Source organism: Microbacterium sp. Ld4 (genome assembly GCF_045066555.1).
In the GTDB taxonomy this organism is placed as follows: domain Bacteria; phylum Actinomycetota; class Actinomycetes; order Actinomycetales; family Microbacteriaceae; genus Microbacterium.
Genome location: NZ_JBISHE010000010.1, coordinates 64,859 through 81,855, shown reverse-complemented (window position 1 = coordinate 81,855; position 16,997 = coordinate 64,859). Strand labels below are relative to the sequence as shown.

Here is a 16,997-nt window from a genome sequence, read left to right as displayed (position 1 = left end):
CTATCCACCACCGTCACCTCGACAGGACCGCCACGGCCTCCACGTGGTGCGAGTGCGGGAAAAGATCGAACGCGCGGACCGACGGCGTCGTGTAGCCGAGCGATGCGAAGGTCCCGAGGTCGCGAGCGAGCGCCACCGGATCGCAGGCGACGTAGACGATACGGGCGGGCCCGATCGCCGCCAGGCGCTCCACGACGTCACGGCCGGCTCCGGCGCGGGGAGGATCGAGGACGACGACGCCTCGGGAGAGGCGCTCGCGCTGCGGCGCGGACGCCTCGGTGTCGAGGCCGGCGAGCCAGCGGTCGACGCGTCCCGTCTCCGCCCGTGCGCCGATCCACTCGGCGAGGTTCTCCCCGGCGTGCTCGGTGGCCCGGGGGTCGGACTCCACCGAGGTGATCCGCGTTCCCGCGCCGCCGGCGCTCGCGACGGCGGCGGCGAGCAGGCCCACACCGCCGTAGAGGTCGAGGTGCGCGGCATCCGGATCGACAGCGCCGTCCACCGCGGCGGCGACCGCGGCGTGAAGGGTAGACGCGGCGGAGCGGTGGACCTGCCAGAAGCCTCCCGCGTCGACCTGAAAGTCGCGTCCCGCGGCCGATTCGATGATCGTCTCGCGAGCCGAAGGGTCGATCGCGGTACGGCGGGATCCGGGCACGTCGGCGCGCGGGATGATGCGGACGCGACCGTCGGCCGGCTCGACGAAGTCGAGGCGACCGGGGGCGGCCGAGCGACGACGGGCTGCGGCCTCGGCGATCGCTGGAGAGGCGAGCGGGTGGTCGTCGACCGGGATGACGCGGTGGCTCCGGGCGGCGAAGGGCCCGATGTGACCGTCGGCGTCGACATGAAGGCTGACCCGCGTGCGCCAGCCGGTGCTCTCGGCGGCGGAAGGATCGGATGCCGATGCGACCGGCGCCTCCATGCTCACCGGCACCTCGAGGTGGGCGAACCGCTGCAGGGCGTCACGGACGACCTCGGTCTTGAGCGCGCGCTGGTGCGCGAGAGCGATGTGACCGAAGTCGGCGCCGCCGGGACGATCCTCCGGGGCGGTGGCGAGGTCGGCGGCCGCCCAGATGTGCGGCCTGCGGTGCGGCGAGGCGTCGAGGACCTCGACGACGTCGCCGCGCCAGAACGACGCCTTGCGCGTGTCGGTGAGCCGCACGCGCACGCGCTCGCCCGGAAGGGTGTCGGGGACGAAGACGACCCGGTTCTCGTGGCGGGCCACGAACACGCCGCCGTGGGCGACGGCGGTGATGTCGAGGTCGAGCAGGTCTCCGGGGTTCATCCTCCGATGCTGTCACACCCTCGCGAGCGCACCGCGCCCGGTAGCGTGGCCGCATGCGCGTGTGCCTGGCCTCCACCTCCCCCGCCCGACTCATGCTGATGCGCCAGGTCGGCATCGAGCCGCTCACCCGTGCACCGCAGGTCGATGAGGAGGCCGTCATCGCGGCGACCGAGTCGGCATCCGGGCGCACCCTGTCTCCCGAGGAGCACGTCCTCCTCCTCGCTCGACGGAAGGCCGCCGACGTCGCGGAGGAACTCGCGGCCGAGAGGTTCGACGGCCTCGTCGTCGGCGGGGACTCGATGTTCGAGCTCGACGGCGAGATCCTCGGCAAGCCGTACGAGGCCGCGGTCGCCCGCGCACGCTGGCAGGCCATGCGCGGCCGGACCGGAGTGCTCCACTCCGGTCACAGCGTGTTCCGGGTCGCTCCCGGCCGCGAGCCGGTCGAGGCGCACGCCGTGGCGGCGGCCTCGGTCACCTTCGTCGACGACATCACCGACGAGGAGATCGACGCCTACGTCGCCACCGGCGAGCCGCTCCTCGTCGCCGGTGCGTTCACGATCGACAGCCTGGGAGGTGCGTTCATCGCACGCGTCGAGGGCGAGCCGTCGACGGTCGTCGGGATGTCCCTCACGACCGTCCGCCGCCTCGTGCGGGAACTCGGTGTCACGTGGACCGACCTCTGGAACCTCACCGACCAGCACTGAGGAGCGCCGCGCTTCGTAGACTGTCCCAGACGATCTCGGGATGATCTTGTGCGAGTTGTCCAAAGGGACGCCCCCCGACCTGGGTAGGCTCGAACCCATGCCTGAGAGCGTGAACACTCGGATCTCCAAGGTGCTGATCGCCAATCGTGGCGAGATCGCCGTGCGCATTGCGCGTGCCGCCCGCGACTCCGGAAAGCTGTCGGTCGCCGTCTACGCCGACCAGGACCGCGATGCGATGCACGTGCGCCTCGCCGATGAGGCCTATGCGCTGAACGGGTCGACGAGCGCCGACACCTACCTGTCGATCGAGAAGATCCTGTCCGTCGCGCGGCGCTCCGGCGCCGACGCGCTGCATCCCGGCTACGGGTTCCTCGCGGAGAACGCCGAGTTCGCCCGCGCGGTGATCGGTGCCGGTCTCACCTGGATCGGCCCCTCCCCCGAGGCCATCGAAGCGCTCGGCGACAAGGTGACCGCCCGTCACGTCGCCGAGAAGGTCGGGGCGCCGCTGGCACCGGGAACGCCTGGCCCGGTGAACGGCGCCGACGAGGTCATCGCCTTCGCCCGGGAGTTCGGCCTGCCGATCGCGATCAAGGCCGCCTACGGCGGCGGCGGCCGCGGCCTGAAGGTCGCGCGCGAACTCGACGAGGTCGAGGAGGCGTTCGAGTCTGCGACCCGTGAAGCCATCGCGGCCTTCGGCCGCGGCGAGTGCTTCGTCGAGAAGTACCTCGACAAGCCGCGCCACGTCGAGACGCAGTGCCTCGCGGACGCCGAGGGCAACGTCGTCGTCGTCTCGACCCGTGACTGCTCGCTGCAGCGTCGCCACCAGAAGCTCGTCGAAGAGGCGCCGGCGCCCTTCCTCACGGGCGCTCAGAACACGATCCTCTACGAATCGTCGAAGGCGATCCTCAAAGAGGTCGGGTACGTCGGCGCGGGCACGTGCGAGTTCCTCATCGGCGCCGATGGCACCATCTCCTTCCTCGAGGTCAACACCCGCCTCCAGGTCGAGCACCCGGTCTCCGAAGAGGTCACCGGCATCGACCTCGTCCGCGAGCAGTTCCGCCTCGCCGAGGGCGGCGTGCTCGACTACGACGACCCGGCTCCCGTCGGGCACTCGATCGAGTTCCGCATCAACGGCGAGGACCCGGGCCGCGGCTTCCTGCCCGCCCCCGGCAGCATCCACGTGTTCAAGACCTTCGGCGGACCGGGTGTCCGCCTCGACTCGGGTGTCACCGCTGGAGACAGCGTGTCGGGCGCGTTCGACTCGCTGCTCGGCAAGCTCATCGTCACCGGGCGCAGCCGGGAAGAGGCGCTTGAGCGCTCACGGCGCGCCCTCGACGAGTTCGAGGTCGCCGGCATGCCGACCGTCCTCCCCTTCCACCGGAAGGTCGTCCGCGACCCCGCTTTCACCGCCCCGGACGGGCGGTTCGGCGTCTTCACCCGCTGGATCGAGACCGAGTTCGACAACGACATCCCCGCCTGGGACGGCGAGGGCGGCCTCCAGGCCGAGCCCGAAGCGCGCCACACGGTCGTCGTCGAGGTCTCGGGCAAGCGGCTCGAGGTGAGCCTTCCCGACCGCATCGCGCAGTCGCCCGTCGCTGCCGGCCGGCCCGCGGCCGTGCCGCCGTCGCGGCGCTCGCACGCCTCGACCGCCATGGCCGGCGCCAGCGGCGACTCCGTGGCCTCCCCGATGCAGGCGACCATCGTGAAGATCGCCGTCGAGGAGGGGCAGCAGGTCGTCAAGGGCGACCTCGTGGTCGTGCTCGAGGCGATGAAGATGGAGCAGCCGATCCAGGCGCACAAGGACGGCGTCGTCGGCGCGATCAACGCGACTCCCGGCACCACGGTGGCCGCGGGCCACCAGCTGCTCACGATCTCCTGACGCCCGCGATCCCTCGGATCGCGCACCCGTGCAGGCCGATCGACCGGATGCCGCAGCGCGCGGCATCCGGAGTGTCACTCAGCTGTAGGTGTCCTCTTCGCGACCGACCTGGTGCATCGCACGCGTCGCGTCGGTGATGCTGCCGGTGAGCGAGGGGAACACCGCGAACACGCGGGACAGCTGGTCGACCGTGAGGCGACGCTCGACGGCGATCGCGATCGGGTAGATCAGCTCCGAGGCGCGCGGCGCCACGATGACCCCGCCGATGACCGTGCCCGATCCCTCTCGGGCGATGATCTTCACGAAGCCGTCCTTGACGCCCATCATCTTGGCGCGGGCGTTCGCGGCCAGCGGGAGCTTGTGGACCGTGCCGTTGACGGCGCCCGACTCGATCTCACTCGCCTGCGTGCCGACGGTCGCGATCTCGGGCGCCGTGAAGATGTTCGCCGTCACGCGGTGCCGTTCGAGCGGGATGACGGTGTCGCCGAGGGCGTGGAACACCGCCATGCGGCCCTGCATCGAGGCCACCGAGGCGAGGGGCAGGAACGTGGTGCAGTCGCCGGCGGCGTAGATGTTCGGCACCGAGGTCCGTGCCACGCGGTTGACCTGGATGTGACCGGAGTCGGTCAACTGGATGCCGGCTTCGGCGAGGCCGAGCCCGGCCGTGTTGGGGATCGACCCGACGGCCATGAGGCAGTGGCTGCCCTCGACGGTGCGGCCGTCGGACAGAGTCGCGACGACACCGTCGGCCGTGCGCTCGACCTTTTCGGCGCGCGACTTCGACAGCACCGTCATGCCCCCACGGGTGAAGACCTTCTCGATGACGGCGGCCGCGTCGGAATCCTCACCGGGGAGGACCTGATCGCGGCTGGAGATCAGCGTGACCTTCGCGCCCAGGTTCATGTAGGCGCCGGCGAACTCGGCCCCCGTGACACCCGACCCGACCACGATGAGGTGTTCGGGGAGGGAGGACATGTTGTACAGCTGCGTCCAGGTGAGGATCCGCTCCCCGTCGGGCTTGGCGCTGTCGAGCTCGCGTGGCGAGGCTCCGACCGAGACGACCAGCGTGTCGGCTTCGACGCGGTCGAAATCGGTGCCCCGGGGCCCCGTCGAGACGACGACGGCGTGGGGCCCCTCGAGCCGGCCGTGACCGGCGATGATGCGGACGCCGGCGTCGACCAGCTGGGCGCGCATGTCGTCGGACTGCTGGCGGGCGAGCGAGAGCAGGCGACGGTTGACCGCACCCAGGTTGATCGCGATCTCCGGCTTGAGCGGCTTCTCGTTGTCGCCGCGGGCGAACAGCTGCACGCCGAGATCGGATGCGCCGCGGATCGCGACCGCCGCATCGGCCGTGGCGATGAGGGTCTTCGACGGCACCACGTCGGTGATGACGGCCGACCCTCCGACGCCCGCCCGCTCGACGAGGGTGACCTCGGCGCCGAGCTGTGCGGCGGCGAGCGCCGCCTCGTATCCGCCGGGGCCGCCGCCGATGATCGCGACGCTCTGGGTCCGCTCGAAGCTCAAAGACATGGTCCCTATCCTCTCAGGCTCGGAGCGGCGGGCGGAGCCGTCTGGTCGGTGGTGTCGGAGGTTCCTAGAGTGGTCTCATGTCCGATCACCGCAATCCGCTCGACGACCCCGCTGCAGACCCGTTCGAGGTGGCCGCCCAGGCCGCCGCCGACATCGCCCGGACGACCGGGGTCGACCGGCACGACATCGCCCTCACTCTCGGCAGCGGCTGGGGCAAGGCCGCCGACCTCCTCGGTGAGACCACTGCGACCATCCCCGCCACCGACATCACCGGCTTCAGCAAGCCGGCCCTCGAGGGGCACGTCGGCTCGCTCCGCAGCATCCTCACCGAGAACGGCACACGCGTGCTCGTGATCGGGGCGCGCACGCACTACTACGAGGGCCACGGCGTCCGCCGTGTCGTCCACAGTGTCCGCACCGCGGCGGCGACCGGCGCGAAGACGATGGTCCTGACCAACGGCGCCGGCGGCATCAAGCCCAGCTGGAAGCCCGGCACGCCCGTGCTCATCAGCGACCACATCAACCTCACCGCCGACTCCCCCCTCGAGGGCGCGACCTTCGTCGACCTCACCGACCTGTACTCGGCCCGCCTCCGCGAGGTCGCCCGGACGGTCGACCCGTCACTCGACGACGGCGTCTACTGCCAGTTCCGCGGACCGCACTACGAGACCCCCGCCGAAGTCCGCATGGCGAAGGCGATCGGCGGCGGCATCGTCGGCATGTCCACGGCGCTCGAGGCGATCGCCGCCCGGCAGGCCGGCATGGAGATCCTCGGGTTCTCGCTCATCACCAACATGGCGGCCGGCATCCAGCTGACGCCGCTCAGCCACCAGGAGGTCATCGACGCCGGCCGCGAGGCCGAGCCCGTCATCTCCGACCTCCTCGCACGCGTGATCGGCGCGCTGTGAACGTCGTGGATGCCGCCCGCGCCTGGCGGGCGCAGGACCCGGACCCCGTCACGCGCACCGAGCTCGACGAGCTGATCGAACGGGCCGAGGCAGGCGAGGCCGCCGCAGCCGCAGACCTCCACGACCGGTTCGACACCCGCCTGGCGTTCGGCACCGCCGGGCTCCGCGGCGCGCTCGGGGCAGGCTCGAACCGCATGAACCGCGTCCTCGTCGGTCAGGCGGCGGCGGGCTTCGCGGCCTACCTGCGGGAGCGAGAGCCGGATGCCGTCCCTTCGGTCGTCATCGGATACGACGGGCGCCGGAACTCCGACGTGTTCGCCCGTGACAGCGCCGAGATCTTCGCGGGTGCGGGACTCCGCGCCATCCTGCTGCCCCGGCTCCTCCCGACCCCGGTGCTCGCGTTCGCCGTCCGCCACCTCGGCGCCTCGGCGGGCGTCATGGTGACGGCATCCCACAATCCGCCCGACGACAACGGCTACAAGGTGTACCTGGGCGGCGCCGACCAGGGCGCCCAGATCGTCTCCCCCGCCGATGCGGAGATCGCCGCGCACATCCAGGCGGTCGCGGATCGCGGCGACTTCGCCGGCATCCCCCGCTCCGAGGACATCGAGATCGCCGAGGAGTCGGTGGTCGAGGCGTACGTCGCCGCGACCGCGCTCGTCTCCCCCGCCCCGGCCGGTGCGGCGGGCATGCCCTGGGTCTACACCGCGATGCACGGGGTCGGGTACGAGACCCTCCGGCGCGTCCTGACGGTCGCGGGGTATCCGCTGCCGACCGTCGTCGACGCGCAGATACACCCCGACGGCCGGTTCCCCACCGTCGCCTTCCCCAACCCCGAAGAACCCGGCGCGATGGATCTCTCCTACGAGACCGCTCGCACGGCCGGCGCCGATTTCATCCTCGCGAACGACCCCGACGCCGATCGCCTCGCGGTGGCGGTTCCGGATGCCGCGTCGGCCGACGGGTGGCGACGGCTCACCGGCAACGAGGTCGGCCTGCTCCTCGGCTGGCGCGCCGCGCGCTCGGCGAGCGCGGGCTCGCTGGCCTGCTCGCTCGTCTCCTCGCCGGGGCTCGAGACGGTCGCCGCCCACTACGGCTTGGCCTTCCACGCGACCTTGACCGGGTTCAAGTGGATCTCACGCGCGCCCGACCTCGTGTTCGGATTCGAGGAGGCGCTCGGTTACCTGGTGAACCCGGCGACCGTGCGGGACAAGGACGGCATCTCGGCGGCGGTGGCCGTGCTCGGCCTCGCGGCGGAGGCGAGGGAGGAGGGCCGCACTCTCGGCGACCTTCTCGACAGCTTCAGCGAGACGTTCGGGCACTTCGCCTCGGGGCAGGTGTCCGTGCGCGTCGACGACCTCTCCGTCATCGGCCGGATCATGACCGGGCTGCGTCAGACGCCGCCCACCTCGGTCGGCGCAGTCGCGGTCGATCGCATCGAGGATCTGCTCCGCGCCGCGCCCGGCGAACCGAGCGGCGACGTGCTGCGACTGTGGCTCACCGACGGGTCGCGCGTGATCGTGCGACCGAGTGGCACCGAGCCGAAGCTGAAGGCGTACCTCGACGTGCGCGGCGACTCCGCCGCCGACGCCGCCGCGCGCCTCGACGCCCTCGAGCGGGGCGCGCGCACCCTCGTCGCATCGATCTGACCGGCGCTCGGGCTCGGCATCATCCGCCGAGCCCGAGCGGCCTAGGATCGGCCGCGTGATGAATCTCGTCGAACCCGTCTCCCTCGAGAACGCGCGCGTGCGGCTCGAACCCCTCACCCCCGCCCATGCGGACGAGCTCACGGCCGCCCGCGAGGGCCTGGAGTACGCGTGGTACACCGCGGTGCCGGCATCCGTCCCCGAGGAGATCGAGCACCGCCTCGCCGAGCAGGCGGCCGGGCGGATGAACCCGTGGGCGGTCATCGCCGAGGGGCGCGCCGTCGGCATGACGACGTTCTGCGGCATCGACCAGCCGAACCGTCACGTCGAGGTCGGCTACACCTGGTTGTCGCCGGCGGTGCAGCGCACCGGCGTCAATACCTCCGCCAAGCTCCTGCTGCTCGGCCACGCCTTCGACACGTGCGAGGCGATCGCGGTCGAGTTCCGGACCGCCTGGCACAACCGCCAGTCGCGCGCGGCGATCGAGCGGCTCGGCGCGAAGCGCGACGGCATCCTGCGCAACCACCGGTTCGGCCCGGACGGAACGCTGCGCGACACGGTCGTCTACTCGATCCTGCCGCACGAGTGGCCGGCCGTCCGGCGCGGCCTCGAGGCGGCGCTCGACCGCTGAGCGTCAGCCGTCGACGACGGCGACGAGCTCGTCGAGGAAGGCCCCGAAGGTCGTCCCGCGGCGGAGGATGCGGTGGACGCTCTCGCGTTCGCTGAACACCTCGACGAGTTGCTCGAACACCGTCTGGAACGCCTCCCTGTCCGACTCGGAGAACGCGACGAGCGCGACCACCTGCACGCGTCCCTCGCCCCACCCGATCGACGGGTCGGCCAGTCCGATCGCGATCGCGGTGCGTGTGGCGGTCATTCCGAGCGCGTGCGGGACGGCGAGCGCGTCGGTGAACGCGGTCGACGACATCCGCTCGCGCTCCAGGGTCCGCTCGACGTAGTCGGCGCCGATGACGCCCTGCGTCACGAGGAGCGATCCGAGCTGCCGGATGACGCTCTCCTCGTCGGCCGCGGGAGCCAACCGGGCGACGAAGGCGCCCGGTGAGAAGTACCGCTCCAGCTCGGCGCGGAGGCCCGCCAGCCGGCGGGCGCGGCGGGCGCGGGCCGCGGCGCCCTGCACCCGTTCGACATCGGTCTCGGTCAAGAAGGGCTGGATGCGGACGATACGGTCGGCGACGTGCGGCGGGTCGATCGTGCTGAGGACGAGGTCGGTGTCGATGCGCGACCAGTCGGGATCGGCCCGCGTCTCGACCGCGACCACGTCGATCTCGCGCCCGAGCGCCCGGTCGATGCTGGCGTGGAGCAGCTCGTGCATCTCGTAGTAGCCGGGGCTCACGAGGGTGGCCGTCAGCAGCCGGCCGGCCTGACGTGCGCGCTCGAGGCGGCCGCCGACATGCATCGCGATGTAGGCGATCTCGTCTTCGAACAGCGGAGCGCCGATGAGTTCCCGCAGCTGCTCGGCGATGAAGACCGCGACCTCGAAGATCATCGGGTAGCTGGACTTGAGCGACCGTGTCAGCGCGTTGCGCGACCATGCCTGCTCCTGCGCGCGGTGACGGAGGTTCTGCACGTGGAGCGCGAGGCGGAGGATGAAGTCCTCCTGATCGATGTCGACGAGGAACTGGGATGCCGCGCGCGAGACGACCTCGCGGACGGCGCCCTCGACATCGGCGTCGAGCCGGTCGCGGAGCACGGCGTCGGGTTCGGCGGCACCGGGCGCGACGACACGGGTCTGCACGAGCGCCGCGAGGTGATCTCGATCGCCCTCGCCCAGCCGCACGTCGAGGTGGGCGGTCGTGAGGCGGTCGACGAGCACGCCGATCGTCAGCCGAGCGGGGGTGACGTCGCCGGCGACGTCGTCGAGGCGATGGCCTCGCCTCACCCGGTCGGCGGTGATCGCGATGTGCATCATGACGTCGCCGATGCCGAACTCGTTGACGAGGTAGCCGAGCTCGCCCAGCCCGGCGACCAGGTCGGACTTGAACGACACCAGCGCGGTCGCATCGGCGGTGGTCTCGCCGAGCGCCCGCCGGAGTGCGGGCAGATCGAAGGCCCCCTGCTCCATCTCCTCGTGCGCGAGGCGGCTGAGGAGGCGCCGCTGCGCCATCTCGGTGCCGCTCAAACGCACCCGGGATGCCGAGCGCTCGAGCGTGAGCCGGGTGCCACCCAGCAGAGCCCGCACCCGACCGAGGTCGGCGTCGAGCGTCGCCTCGCTGACGTGGAAGCGCGCGGCGGTCTCGTACACGTCGACGCCGTCGGGCGCATCGAGGATCACCCGGACCAGCCGGTGCAGCCGGTCGCGCGGTGTCTCGTCGGACGCGCCCGCCTGGATCGCGTCGGGAGCGCCCGCACCCGCCCGGTATCCAGAAGGCCCCGACTCGACGGCATCCGCTCCGGAGACCCGGGAATTCAAGGCCGCCACGTACGAGCGGATGCTGCGCGGCGTCACCCCGACGAGGTCGGCGAGCTCGCCCGCCGTCCGCCAGCCCGGCTCGCGCGACAGCAGTGCCATCACGCGGTCCTGTCTGGTGCGGCTCACAGGATCAAGTCAATCACGCAGGCCCCTCACCGGCTTTCCTCCCCCGCGGAAGAAGGACTGGTTGTCGCGGGCATCCGACCCGATCAGAATGGCCCAGAGGCAAGGAGGCGGATCGATGATGATCCTCGTCGTCTGTGGAGCGGGCGCGTCGAGCACATTCGTCGCGCAGCGCGTGCGCAAGGCTGCTGAGCAGCAGTCCCGTCAGGTGCTCGTCGCCGCGGGTCCCCGCAGCGCGGTCACCACGGAGGTGGGCGCGGGCGACGTGGTGCTCGTGGGTCCGCATCTGGCTTCCGATTTCTCCGACGTGGCGCGCGACGCCGCATCGCGCGGCGCCCGAGCCGTGCTGCTGCCGGAGGACATCTTCGACGACCGGGACGGCACCCGGTCGCTCGCCCTGGCGGATCACGCCGCCGAGACCAGCGAAAGGACGCCCCGATGACCACGAAGGCCACGCGCACCGTGAGGATCGGCTCGGCGAACGGACTGCACGCGCGACCCGCGAAGCTCTTCGCCCAGGCGGCGAAGGATGCCGGCATCGCGCTCACCGTCTCGAAAGGCGCGGGCTCCCCCGTCAATGCGGCGAGCATCCTCAGCGTCATCTCGCTGGGCGCCGAGAACGGCGACTACGTGACCCTCACCGCCGAGGGTCCGGACGCCGAACAGGTGCTCGACACGCTGACCGAACTTCTGACCACTGATCACGACGCCTGAGGGACACATGACTGAGCTGCGCGGAGTAGGAATCGGACTGGGCATCGCCCACGGACCTGTGGCGAGGATGGCGGAACCGCTGCCCGCCCCCAAGGACACGCCCAGCACGCTGAGCGTGGAAGAGGAGACCGCGCGCGTACGCGAGGCGATCGCCGCCGTCGCACGCGAGCTCGAGGAGCGCGGGGAGACCGCGGGCGGCGCCGCCCAGGAAGTCCTCGAAGCGCAGGCGATGATGGCGGAGGACCCCGCCCTCGACGACGAGGTCGCCGCCCGACTGTCCGCCGGCAAGACCGGTGAGTACGCCGTCTCCGACGCGTTCGCGTCGTTCCGCGACGCCCTCTCGGCGATGGGCGGCTATCTCGGCGAGCGCGCTGCCGATCTCGACGACGTCGCCCAGCGCGTCATCGCCCGGCTGCGCGGCGTCGCCGCTCCCGGCGTGCCCGACCCCGGTCACCCCTTCGTGCTGGTCGCGAAGGACCTCGCCCCCGCCGACACGGCCCTCCTCGACCTCGACAAGGTGCTCGCGCTCGTGACCACCGAGGGCGGACCGACGTCGCACACCGCGATCCTCGCCCGTGAGAAGTCGATCGTCGCCGTCGTCGGCGCAGCGGGCGCCGCAGGCCTCGCCGAAGGGGAGACCGTCATCGTCGACGCGGCACAGGGCCTCGTCCTGACGGAGCCCTCCGACGACGACATCGCCCAGGCGGAGCGCCGTGAGGCCGACCGTGCCGCTGCGGTGGGCGCTCCCATCACCCCCGGCGCCCTCGCCGACGGAACGCCCGTCCCGCTGCTCGTCAACCTGGGCAAGCCGGGCGGCGCGGCTGCCGCGGTCGAACTCGGCGCCGAAGGCGTCGGTCTGTTCCGCACCGAGTTCCTCTTCCTGAGCTCCGCGCAGGCCCCGGGTGTCGACGAGCAGACGAAGGCGTACACGGAGCTGCTGCAGGCGTTCGAAGGCAAGAAGGTCGTCGTGCGCGCGCTCGACGCCGGCGCCGACAAGCCGCTCGCCTTCCTCAACGACGCCCACGAGGAGAACCCCGCCCTGGGCCTGCGCGGGCTCCGGGCTCTGCGCGCGAGCGAGGACATCCTGCGCGAGCAGCTCACCGCCCTCGCCAACGCGGATGCCGCGACGAACGCCGACCTCTGGGTCATGGCGCCCATGGTCTCGACCGTCGAGGAGACCGAGTACTTCGTGACGATGGCGAAGGACTACGGCATCAAGACCGCCGGCGTCATGGTGGAGGTCCCCTCCTCCGCGCTCCTCGCCGAGAAGGTCCTCGCGATCGCCGACTTCGCCTCGATCGGCACGAACGACTTGACCCAGTACACCCTCGCCGCCGACCGCCTGCTGGGCTCGGTCGCCTCCTTCCAGGACCCCTGGCATCCGGCCGTCCTCCAGCTCGTCAAGCTCACCGGCGAAGGCGGCAAGGCCAACGGCAAGCCCGTGGGCATCTGCGGCGAGGCCGCCGCCGACCCGCTCCTGGCCGTCGTCCTCGTCGGCCTCGGCGCGACCACACTCTCCATGGCACCCACGGCGCTGGCGGATGTCCGCGCCACCCTGCTCGAACACAGCCTGGACGATGCCCACCGCATCGCCGAGGCAGCCCTCGCCGCTCCCGATGCGGCATCCGCTCGCGCTGCAGCCCAGAAGGCGGCAGCTCACCTCAAGGAGAACGACTGACCATGACAACGACGTCCACCGCCACGACCAAGGGGGGTGCCCGCGTCGCCGTCCAGCGATTCGGCACATTCCTCTCGGGCATGATCATGCCGCTCATCCCGGCACTGATCGCCTGGGGCATCTTCACCGCCTTCTTCATCGAGAAGGGGTGGACCCCCAACGCCGACCTCGCGAACATCGTCGGCCCCTTCATCCACTACCTGCTCCCGATCCTCATCGCCTATCTGGGCGGACACCTCGTGTACGCGGTGCGCGGCGGCGTCGTCGGAGCCATCGCCACGATGGGCGTGATCGCGGGCTCCGACCTGCTGATCGCGAACTTCAACGCGGCGCTCGCGGTCTCCGATCCCGGTGCAGACCCGCTCGGACAGGTCAACATGTTCATCGGCGCGATGATCATGGCGCCTCTCGCTGCCTGGACCATGAAGCAGCTCGACCGGCTCTGGGAGGGAAAGATCCCCGCGGGCTTCGAGATGCTCGTCAACATGTTCTCGGCGGGCATCTGGGGCTTCGTGATGGCCATCGTCGGGTTCTACCCGGTGGCGTTCCTCATCAACGGCCTCATGAACACCCTGAGCACGGCCGTGAACTGGCTCGTCGAGACGAACCTGCTGCCGCTGACGAGCATCATCATCGAGCCGGCGAAGGTCTTCTTCCTCAACAACGCGCTCAACCACGGTGTGCTGACCCCGCTCGGGCTCGACCAGGCCGCCCTGAACGACTCCGGCGGCTCCATCTTGTTCCTGCTCGAGGCGAACCCCGGCCCGGGTGTCGGCCTGCTCCTCGCCTTCGCCTTCTTCGGCATCGGTGCGGCGCGCGCTTCCGCTCCCGGCGCCGCGATCATCCAGTTCTTCGGCGGCATCCACGAGGTGTACTTCCCGTACGCGCTCATGAAGCCGACGCTGATCCTCGCGTTGATCGCCGGTGGCATGACCGGCGTCACCACCAATATGCTCCTCGGTGGCGCCCTGCGCGCGCCGGCCGCTCCGGGCAGCATCGTCGCGGTCCTGGTGCAGGTCGCCGATGACAGCTACTTCGCCGTGATCCTGTCGGTGGTCCTGTCTGCGGCGGTGACGTTCATCGTCGCCAGCGTGATCCTCCGCGCTTCCCGCAAGCGCGACCTGGCGGCCGAGGGCGACGCCTTCTCCACGGCCGTCGCGCGGACCGAATCCAACAAGGGCAAGAGCTCCGACGCACTCGCGGGGCTCCGCGGCGGCAGCACCGCTCCGGCGGCGACCGACGCGGCATCCGCAGCGACGGCATCCGCAGACACCGCGGTGGCGGACCGAGACATCTCGAACGTGGTCTTCGCGTGCGACGCCGGAATGGGCTCGTCCGCGATGGGCGCGAGCGTCCTCCGCAACAAGTTCAAGAAGGCGGGCATCGAGGGCGTCACGGTCACCAACAAGGCGATCGCGAACCTCGACCCGTCGGCTGATCTGGTCATCACGCAGCAGCAGCTGACCGATCGCGCCCGGGGGGTCACGCCCGGCTCGCTCCACGTGTCAGTCGACAACTTCATGAACTCGCCGAAGTACGACGAGGTCGTCGACATGGTGCGTCGCCAGCGCGGCGACGCCTGATGCGGACCGCTGCGGGGGTCGGAGACAATGGTCCCGGCCCCGCAGCCCGTTTTCCCCCACCCTTCAGGAAGAGAGAAGTCATGGCACGCGAAGTCCTCACCCTCGGTCAGATCCGCATCCACTCCGGCTCCGTGAGCCAGGAGCAGGCGATGAAGGAGGCCGCAGACATCCTCGAGTCGGCCGGTGCCGTCACCGGCGCGTACTTCGACGCCATGCAGCAGCGCGAGATCGCCGTGTCCACGTACATGGGCAACGAGCTCGCCATCCCGCACGGCACGAACGAGACGAAGGATGCCATCCTCGACTCCGCCCTGTCCGTCGTCCGCTACGACGGCGGCGTCGACTGGGGCGGCGAGCCGGTGACGTTCGTGATCGGCATCGCCGGCAAGGGCGATGAACACCTCGAGATCCTCTCCCAGATCGCGCTCCTGTTCTCCGAGGACGACGAGGTCGCGAAGCTCAAGGCAGCGGCGACCGCTGAAGAGCTCTACGCCCTCCTCTCGACGGTGAACGAGGCATGAAGGCCGTCCACTTCGGCGCCGGCAACATCGGTCGCGGGTTCGTCGGCCTCCTCCTCCACGAGGGCGGCTACGACCTCGTCTTCTCCGACGTCGCGCCCACGCTCGTCGACACGATCAACGGCGTCAGCGAGTACACCGTCCACGAGGTCGGCACCGGCGGCAGCGACAAGGTCGTCACCGGCTTCCGCGCGATCAACAGCCGCACTGAACCGGACGCCGTGGCCGACGAGATCGCGACGGCCGAGGTCGTGACCACGGCCGTCGGTCCCACCGTCCTGCCCTTCGTCGCCCCCACGATCCTCGCGGGCCTGCGGCGACGGGATGCCGAGCGCGCACCCCTGCAGGTCATGGCGTGCGAGAACGCGATCAACGCCACCGACGGCCTCCGCGCCGAGATCGAGAAGCTCGCCGGCGACGACTGGGCCGACCTGTCGACGCGCGCCGTCTTCGCGAACACGGCCGTCGACCGCATCGTCCCGGGACAGCCCGCCGATGCGGGTGTCGACGTCACCGTCGAGCCCTTCTACGAGTGGGCCATCGAGCAGGGGCCATTTGCGGGGAACCTCCCCCGCATCCCCGGCGCGCACTTCGTCGACGACCTCGCCCCGTACATCGAGCGGAAGCTCTTCACGGTCAACACCGGGCACGCCGCGACGGCGTACTTCGGCGCTCTCGCCGGGATCACCCGCATCTCCGACGCCCTGGCCGACCCCGGCATCGCCGCGAAGGTCGACGCCTCGCTGGTGGAGACCTCCGCGCTCCTGAGCGCCGTGCACGGACTCGACCCCGCCGAGCTCGCCGAGTACCGGGCGACGATCCTGCAGCGCTTCGCGAATCCCGCCCTTCCCGACACCGTCCAGCGCGTCGGACGTCAGCCGCTGCGGAAGCTGTCGCGGCACGAGCGCTTCGTCGGACCCGCCGCCGCTGCCGCCGAACGGGGTCTCTCGGCCGAGGGACTCGTCGCAGCCATCGCCGCGGCGCTCCGTTTCGAGGACGCCGCCGACCCGCAGGCCGTCGAACTGCAGGAGCGTCTGCGCGCCGAGAATTCGCTGACCTTCACCGCATCCACGACAGGGCTCGACGAGGCCCATCCGCTGTTCCGTGCCATCGCGGATGCCGTTCAGCAGCGTCAGCAGGAGCTCGGCGTCGCCTCATCGAGCCCCGCGTGACGTCCGCGCCGGAAGGCTCTGCCGACTCCGGTGACCGCACGGCGGCCGACGGCCCGGGTGCCCGCCCGGGCCGTCGCCGCGCCTCCCGCAGGCGGCGGGTCCTCTCGCGCATCGCGCTCGGCATCGGCGGCCTGCTCGTGGCCGGCGTCATCGGGCTGGTCGTGTGGAGCCAGGTGGGCGTGATGGGGGCTGAGCCCGGCCCGCTGGCCGCCCTAACCGCCGATCCGGGCATCACGATCGACGACTCGAGCGGCAACGTCGTGATGACGCCGACCGAGACGGCATCCGGCACCGGGCTCGTCTTCATCCCCGGCGCGAAGGTCGACGCGGAGGCCTACGCGGCCAAGCTCGCCGACCTCGTCACCGACGAGGGCGTCACCGTGGTGATCACCCGGCCGTGGCTGAACCTCGCCTTCTTCGACCTGCGGCCGCTGTCGAACTTCACCGACGCGGCACCGGGCGTCTCGACATGGCTCGTCGGCGGGCATTCGCTCGGCGGGGTGAAGGCGTGCCAGCTCGCACCCGACGCCGACGGTCTCGTGCTCTTCGCGTCGTACTGCGCGAACGACCTCTCCGGCAGCGGGCTGCCTGTGGTGAGCCTCGGGGGCTCCGAAGACGGCCTGTCGACACCGGCGAAGATCGACGACGCGCGGCCCCGGCTGCCCTCAGACGCCACCCTCGTGCAGATCGACGGAGCAGCGCACTCGTCGTTCGGCGACTACGGTCCGCAGGACGGCGACGGCACCCCGTCGATCTCGGACGAGGAGATGACGGCCGCCATCACGGCATCCGTCGCCGACCTGCTTCAGCGGCTCGAGCGCTGACCCGCGCG

The 16,997-nt window shown here is 71.1% G+C and carries 15 protein-coding genes; 12 read left to right on the top strand and 3 right to left on the bottom strand.

The annotated features are described in order from the left end of the window. Positions 1-13 precede the first annotated feature (13 nt). On the bottom strand, positions 14-1,279 hold the full coding sequence (locus tag ACJJV7_RS06150) for a class I SAM-dependent RNA methyltransferase (protein ID WP_405373157.1): 1,266 nt from the start codon (positions 1,277-1,279) through the stop codon (positions 14-16). A 53-nt stretch (positions 1,280-1,332) separates the two neighbouring features. Here ACJJV7_RS06150 and ACJJV7_RS06145 point away from each other — a divergent pair, with 53 nt between their 5' ends. Both ACJJV7_RS06145 and ACJJV7_RS06140 read left to right on the top strand, forming a co-directional pair. Continuing rightward, positions 1,333-1,983, top strand: a complete 651-nt coding sequence (locus tag ACJJV7_RS06145; RefSeq protein WP_405373156.1) for a Maf family protein — start codon at positions 1,333-1,335, stop codon at positions 1,981-1,983. Positions 1,984-2,080: 97 nt separating this feature from the next. Beyond that, positions 2,081-3,862, top strand: coding sequence for an acetyl/propionyl/methylcrotonyl-CoA carboxylase subunit alpha (locus ACJJV7_RS06140; protein ID WP_405373155.1), 1,782 nt, complete (start codon positions 2,081-2,083; stop codon positions 3,860-3,862). Between the two features lie 78 nt (positions 3,863-3,940). On the opposite strand, the gene ACJJV7_RS06135 is transcribed toward ACJJV7_RS06140, so the two are convergent. Continuing rightward, positions 3,941-5,392: an NAD(P)H-quinone dehydrogenase gene (locus ACJJV7_RS06135; RefSeq protein WP_405373154.1), complete on the bottom strand. Its 1,452-nt coding sequence runs from the start codon at positions 5,390-5,392 to the stop codon at positions 3,941-3,943. A gap of 77 nt (positions 5,393-5,469) precedes the next feature. Here ACJJV7_RS06135 and ACJJV7_RS06130 point away from each other — a divergent pair, with 77 nt between their 5' ends. The 3 genes from ACJJV7_RS06130 to ACJJV7_RS06120 are packed head-to-tail and all read left to right on the top strand — an operon-like array spanning position 5,470 to position 8,577. After that, complete coding sequence (locus ACJJV7_RS06130) at positions 5,470-6,300, top strand: purine-nucleoside phosphorylase (protein ID WP_405373153.1); 831 nt, start codon at positions 5,470-5,472, stop codon at positions 6,298-6,300. Then, the gene (locus ACJJV7_RS06125) at positions 6,297-7,949 is read left to right on the top strand and encodes a phospho-sugar mutase (protein WP_405373152.1); all 1,653 of its coding nucleotides are present in this window, start codon (positions 6,297-6,299) and stop codon (positions 7,947-7,949) included. Before ACJJV7_RS06130 ends, ACJJV7_RS06125 begins: the two co-directional genes overlap by 4 nt. Before the next feature lie 58 nt (positions 7,950-8,007). Beyond that, entirely contained in the window at positions 8,008-8,577 is a 570-nt protein-coding gene (locus ACJJV7_RS06120) for a GNAT family N-acetyltransferase (RefSeq protein WP_405373523.1), read from the top strand. A gap of 3 nt (positions 8,578-8,580) precedes the next feature. On the opposite strand, the gene ACJJV7_RS06115 is transcribed toward ACJJV7_RS06120, so the two are convergent. Then, a complete protein-coding gene (locus ACJJV7_RS06115) occupies positions 8,581-10,476 on the bottom strand; it encodes a BglG family transcription antiterminator (protein ID WP_405373521.1) in 1,896 nt (631 codons plus the stop codon). Between the two features lie 142 nt (positions 10,477-10,618). Here ACJJV7_RS06115 and ACJJV7_RS06110 point away from each other — a divergent pair, with 142 nt between their 5' ends. From ACJJV7_RS06110 to ACJJV7_RS06080, 7 genes are all read left to right on the top strand, one after another. Then, the gene (locus tag ACJJV7_RS06110; RefSeq protein ID WP_405373151.1) at positions 10,619-10,942 is read left to right on the top strand and encodes a PTS sugar transporter subunit IIB; all 324 of its coding nucleotides are present in this window, start codon (positions 10,619-10,621) and stop codon (positions 10,940-10,942) included. Next, positions 10,939-11,214, top strand: a complete 276-nt coding sequence (locus ACJJV7_RS06105) for an HPr family phosphocarrier protein (protein ID WP_405373150.1) — start codon at positions 10,939-10,941, stop codon at positions 11,212-11,214. The genes ACJJV7_RS06110 and ACJJV7_RS06105 overlap by 4 nt, the downstream gene beginning before the upstream one ends. A gap of 7 nt (positions 11,215-11,221) precedes the next feature. After that, entirely contained in the window at positions 11,222-12,892 is a 1,671-nt protein-coding gene (gene ptsP / locus ACJJV7_RS06100) for a phosphoenolpyruvate--protein phosphotransferase (RefSeq protein ID WP_405373149.1), read from the top strand. 2 nt (positions 12,893-12,894) lie between these two features. Then, positions 12,895-14,475 carry a PTS mannitol transporter subunit IICB gene (locus ACJJV7_RS06095; RefSeq protein ID WP_405373148.1) on the top strand — a complete coding sequence of 527 codons (1,581 nt, stop codon included), beginning with the start codon at positions 12,895-12,897 and terminating at the stop codon, positions 14,473-14,475. 80 nt (positions 14,476-14,555) lie between these two features. Next, entirely contained in the window at positions 14,556-14,996 is a 441-nt protein-coding gene (locus ACJJV7_RS06090) for a PTS sugar transporter subunit IIA (protein ID WP_405373147.1), read from the top strand. Further along, positions 14,993-16,165: a mannitol-1-phosphate 5-dehydrogenase gene (locus ACJJV7_RS06085; RefSeq protein WP_405373146.1), complete on the top strand. Its 1,173-nt coding sequence runs from the start codon at positions 14,993-14,995 to the stop codon at positions 16,163-16,165. The genes ACJJV7_RS06090 and ACJJV7_RS06085 overlap by 4 nt, the downstream gene beginning before the upstream one ends. After that, positions 16,162-16,989 (top strand): alpha/beta hydrolase, encoded by an 828-nt coding sequence (locus ACJJV7_RS06080; protein WP_405373145.1) that lies wholly within the window; start codon positions 16,162-16,164, stop codon positions 16,987-16,989. Before ACJJV7_RS06085 ends, ACJJV7_RS06080 begins: the two co-directional genes overlap by 4 nt. Positions 16,990-16,997 lie beyond the last annotated feature (8 nt).

Coding starts and splice junctions, on each gene's coding strand:
- ACJJV7_RS06140 (WP_405373155.1), top strand. CDS start 2,081: ATGCCTGAGAGCGTGAACACTCGGATCTCCAAGGTGCTGATCGCCAAT.
- ACJJV7_RS06150 (WP_405373157.1), bottom strand. CDS start 1,279: ATGAACCCCGGAGACCTGCTCGACCTCGACATCACCGCCGTCGCCCAC.
- ACJJV7_RS06120 (WP_405373523.1), top strand. CDS start 8,008: ATGAATCTCGTCGAACCCGTCTCCCTCGAGAACGCGCGCGTGCGGCTC.
- ACJJV7_RS06090 (WP_405373147.1), top strand. CDS start 14,556: ATGGCACGCGAAGTCCTCACCCTCGGTCAGATCCGCATCCACTCCGGC.
- ACJJV7_RS06130 (WP_405373153.1), top strand. CDS start 5,470: ATGTCCGATCACCGCAATCCGCTCGACGACCCCGCTGCAGACCCGTTC.
- ptsP (WP_405373149.1), top strand. CDS start 11,222: ATGACTGAGCTGCGCGGAGTAGGAATCGGACTGGGCATCGCCCACGGA.
- ACJJV7_RS06135 (WP_405373154.1), bottom strand. CDS start 5,392: ATGTCTTTGAGCTTCGAGCGGACCCAGAGCGTCGCGATCATCGGCGGC.
- ACJJV7_RS06115 (WP_405373521.1), bottom strand. CDS start 10,476: ATGGCACTGCTGTCGCGCGAGCCGGGCTGGCGGACGGCGGGCGAGCTC.
- ACJJV7_RS06085 (WP_405373146.1), top strand. CDS start 14,993: ATGAAGGCCGTCCACTTCGGCGCCGGCAACATCGGTCGCGGGTTCGTC.
- ACJJV7_RS06095 (WP_405373148.1), top strand. CDS start 12,895: ATGACAACGACGTCCACCGCCACGACCAAGGGGGGTGCCCGCGTCGCC.
- ACJJV7_RS06105 (WP_405373150.1), top strand. CDS start 10,939: ATGACCACGAAGGCCACGCGCACCGTGAGGATCGGCTCGGCGAACGGA.
- ACJJV7_RS06110 (WP_405373151.1), top strand. CDS start 10,619: ATGATGATCCTCGTCGTCTGTGGAGCGGGCGCGTCGAGCACATTCGTC.
- ACJJV7_RS06145 (WP_405373156.1), top strand. CDS start 1,333: ATGCGCGTGTGCCTGGCCTCCACCTCCCCCGCCCGACTCATGCTGATG.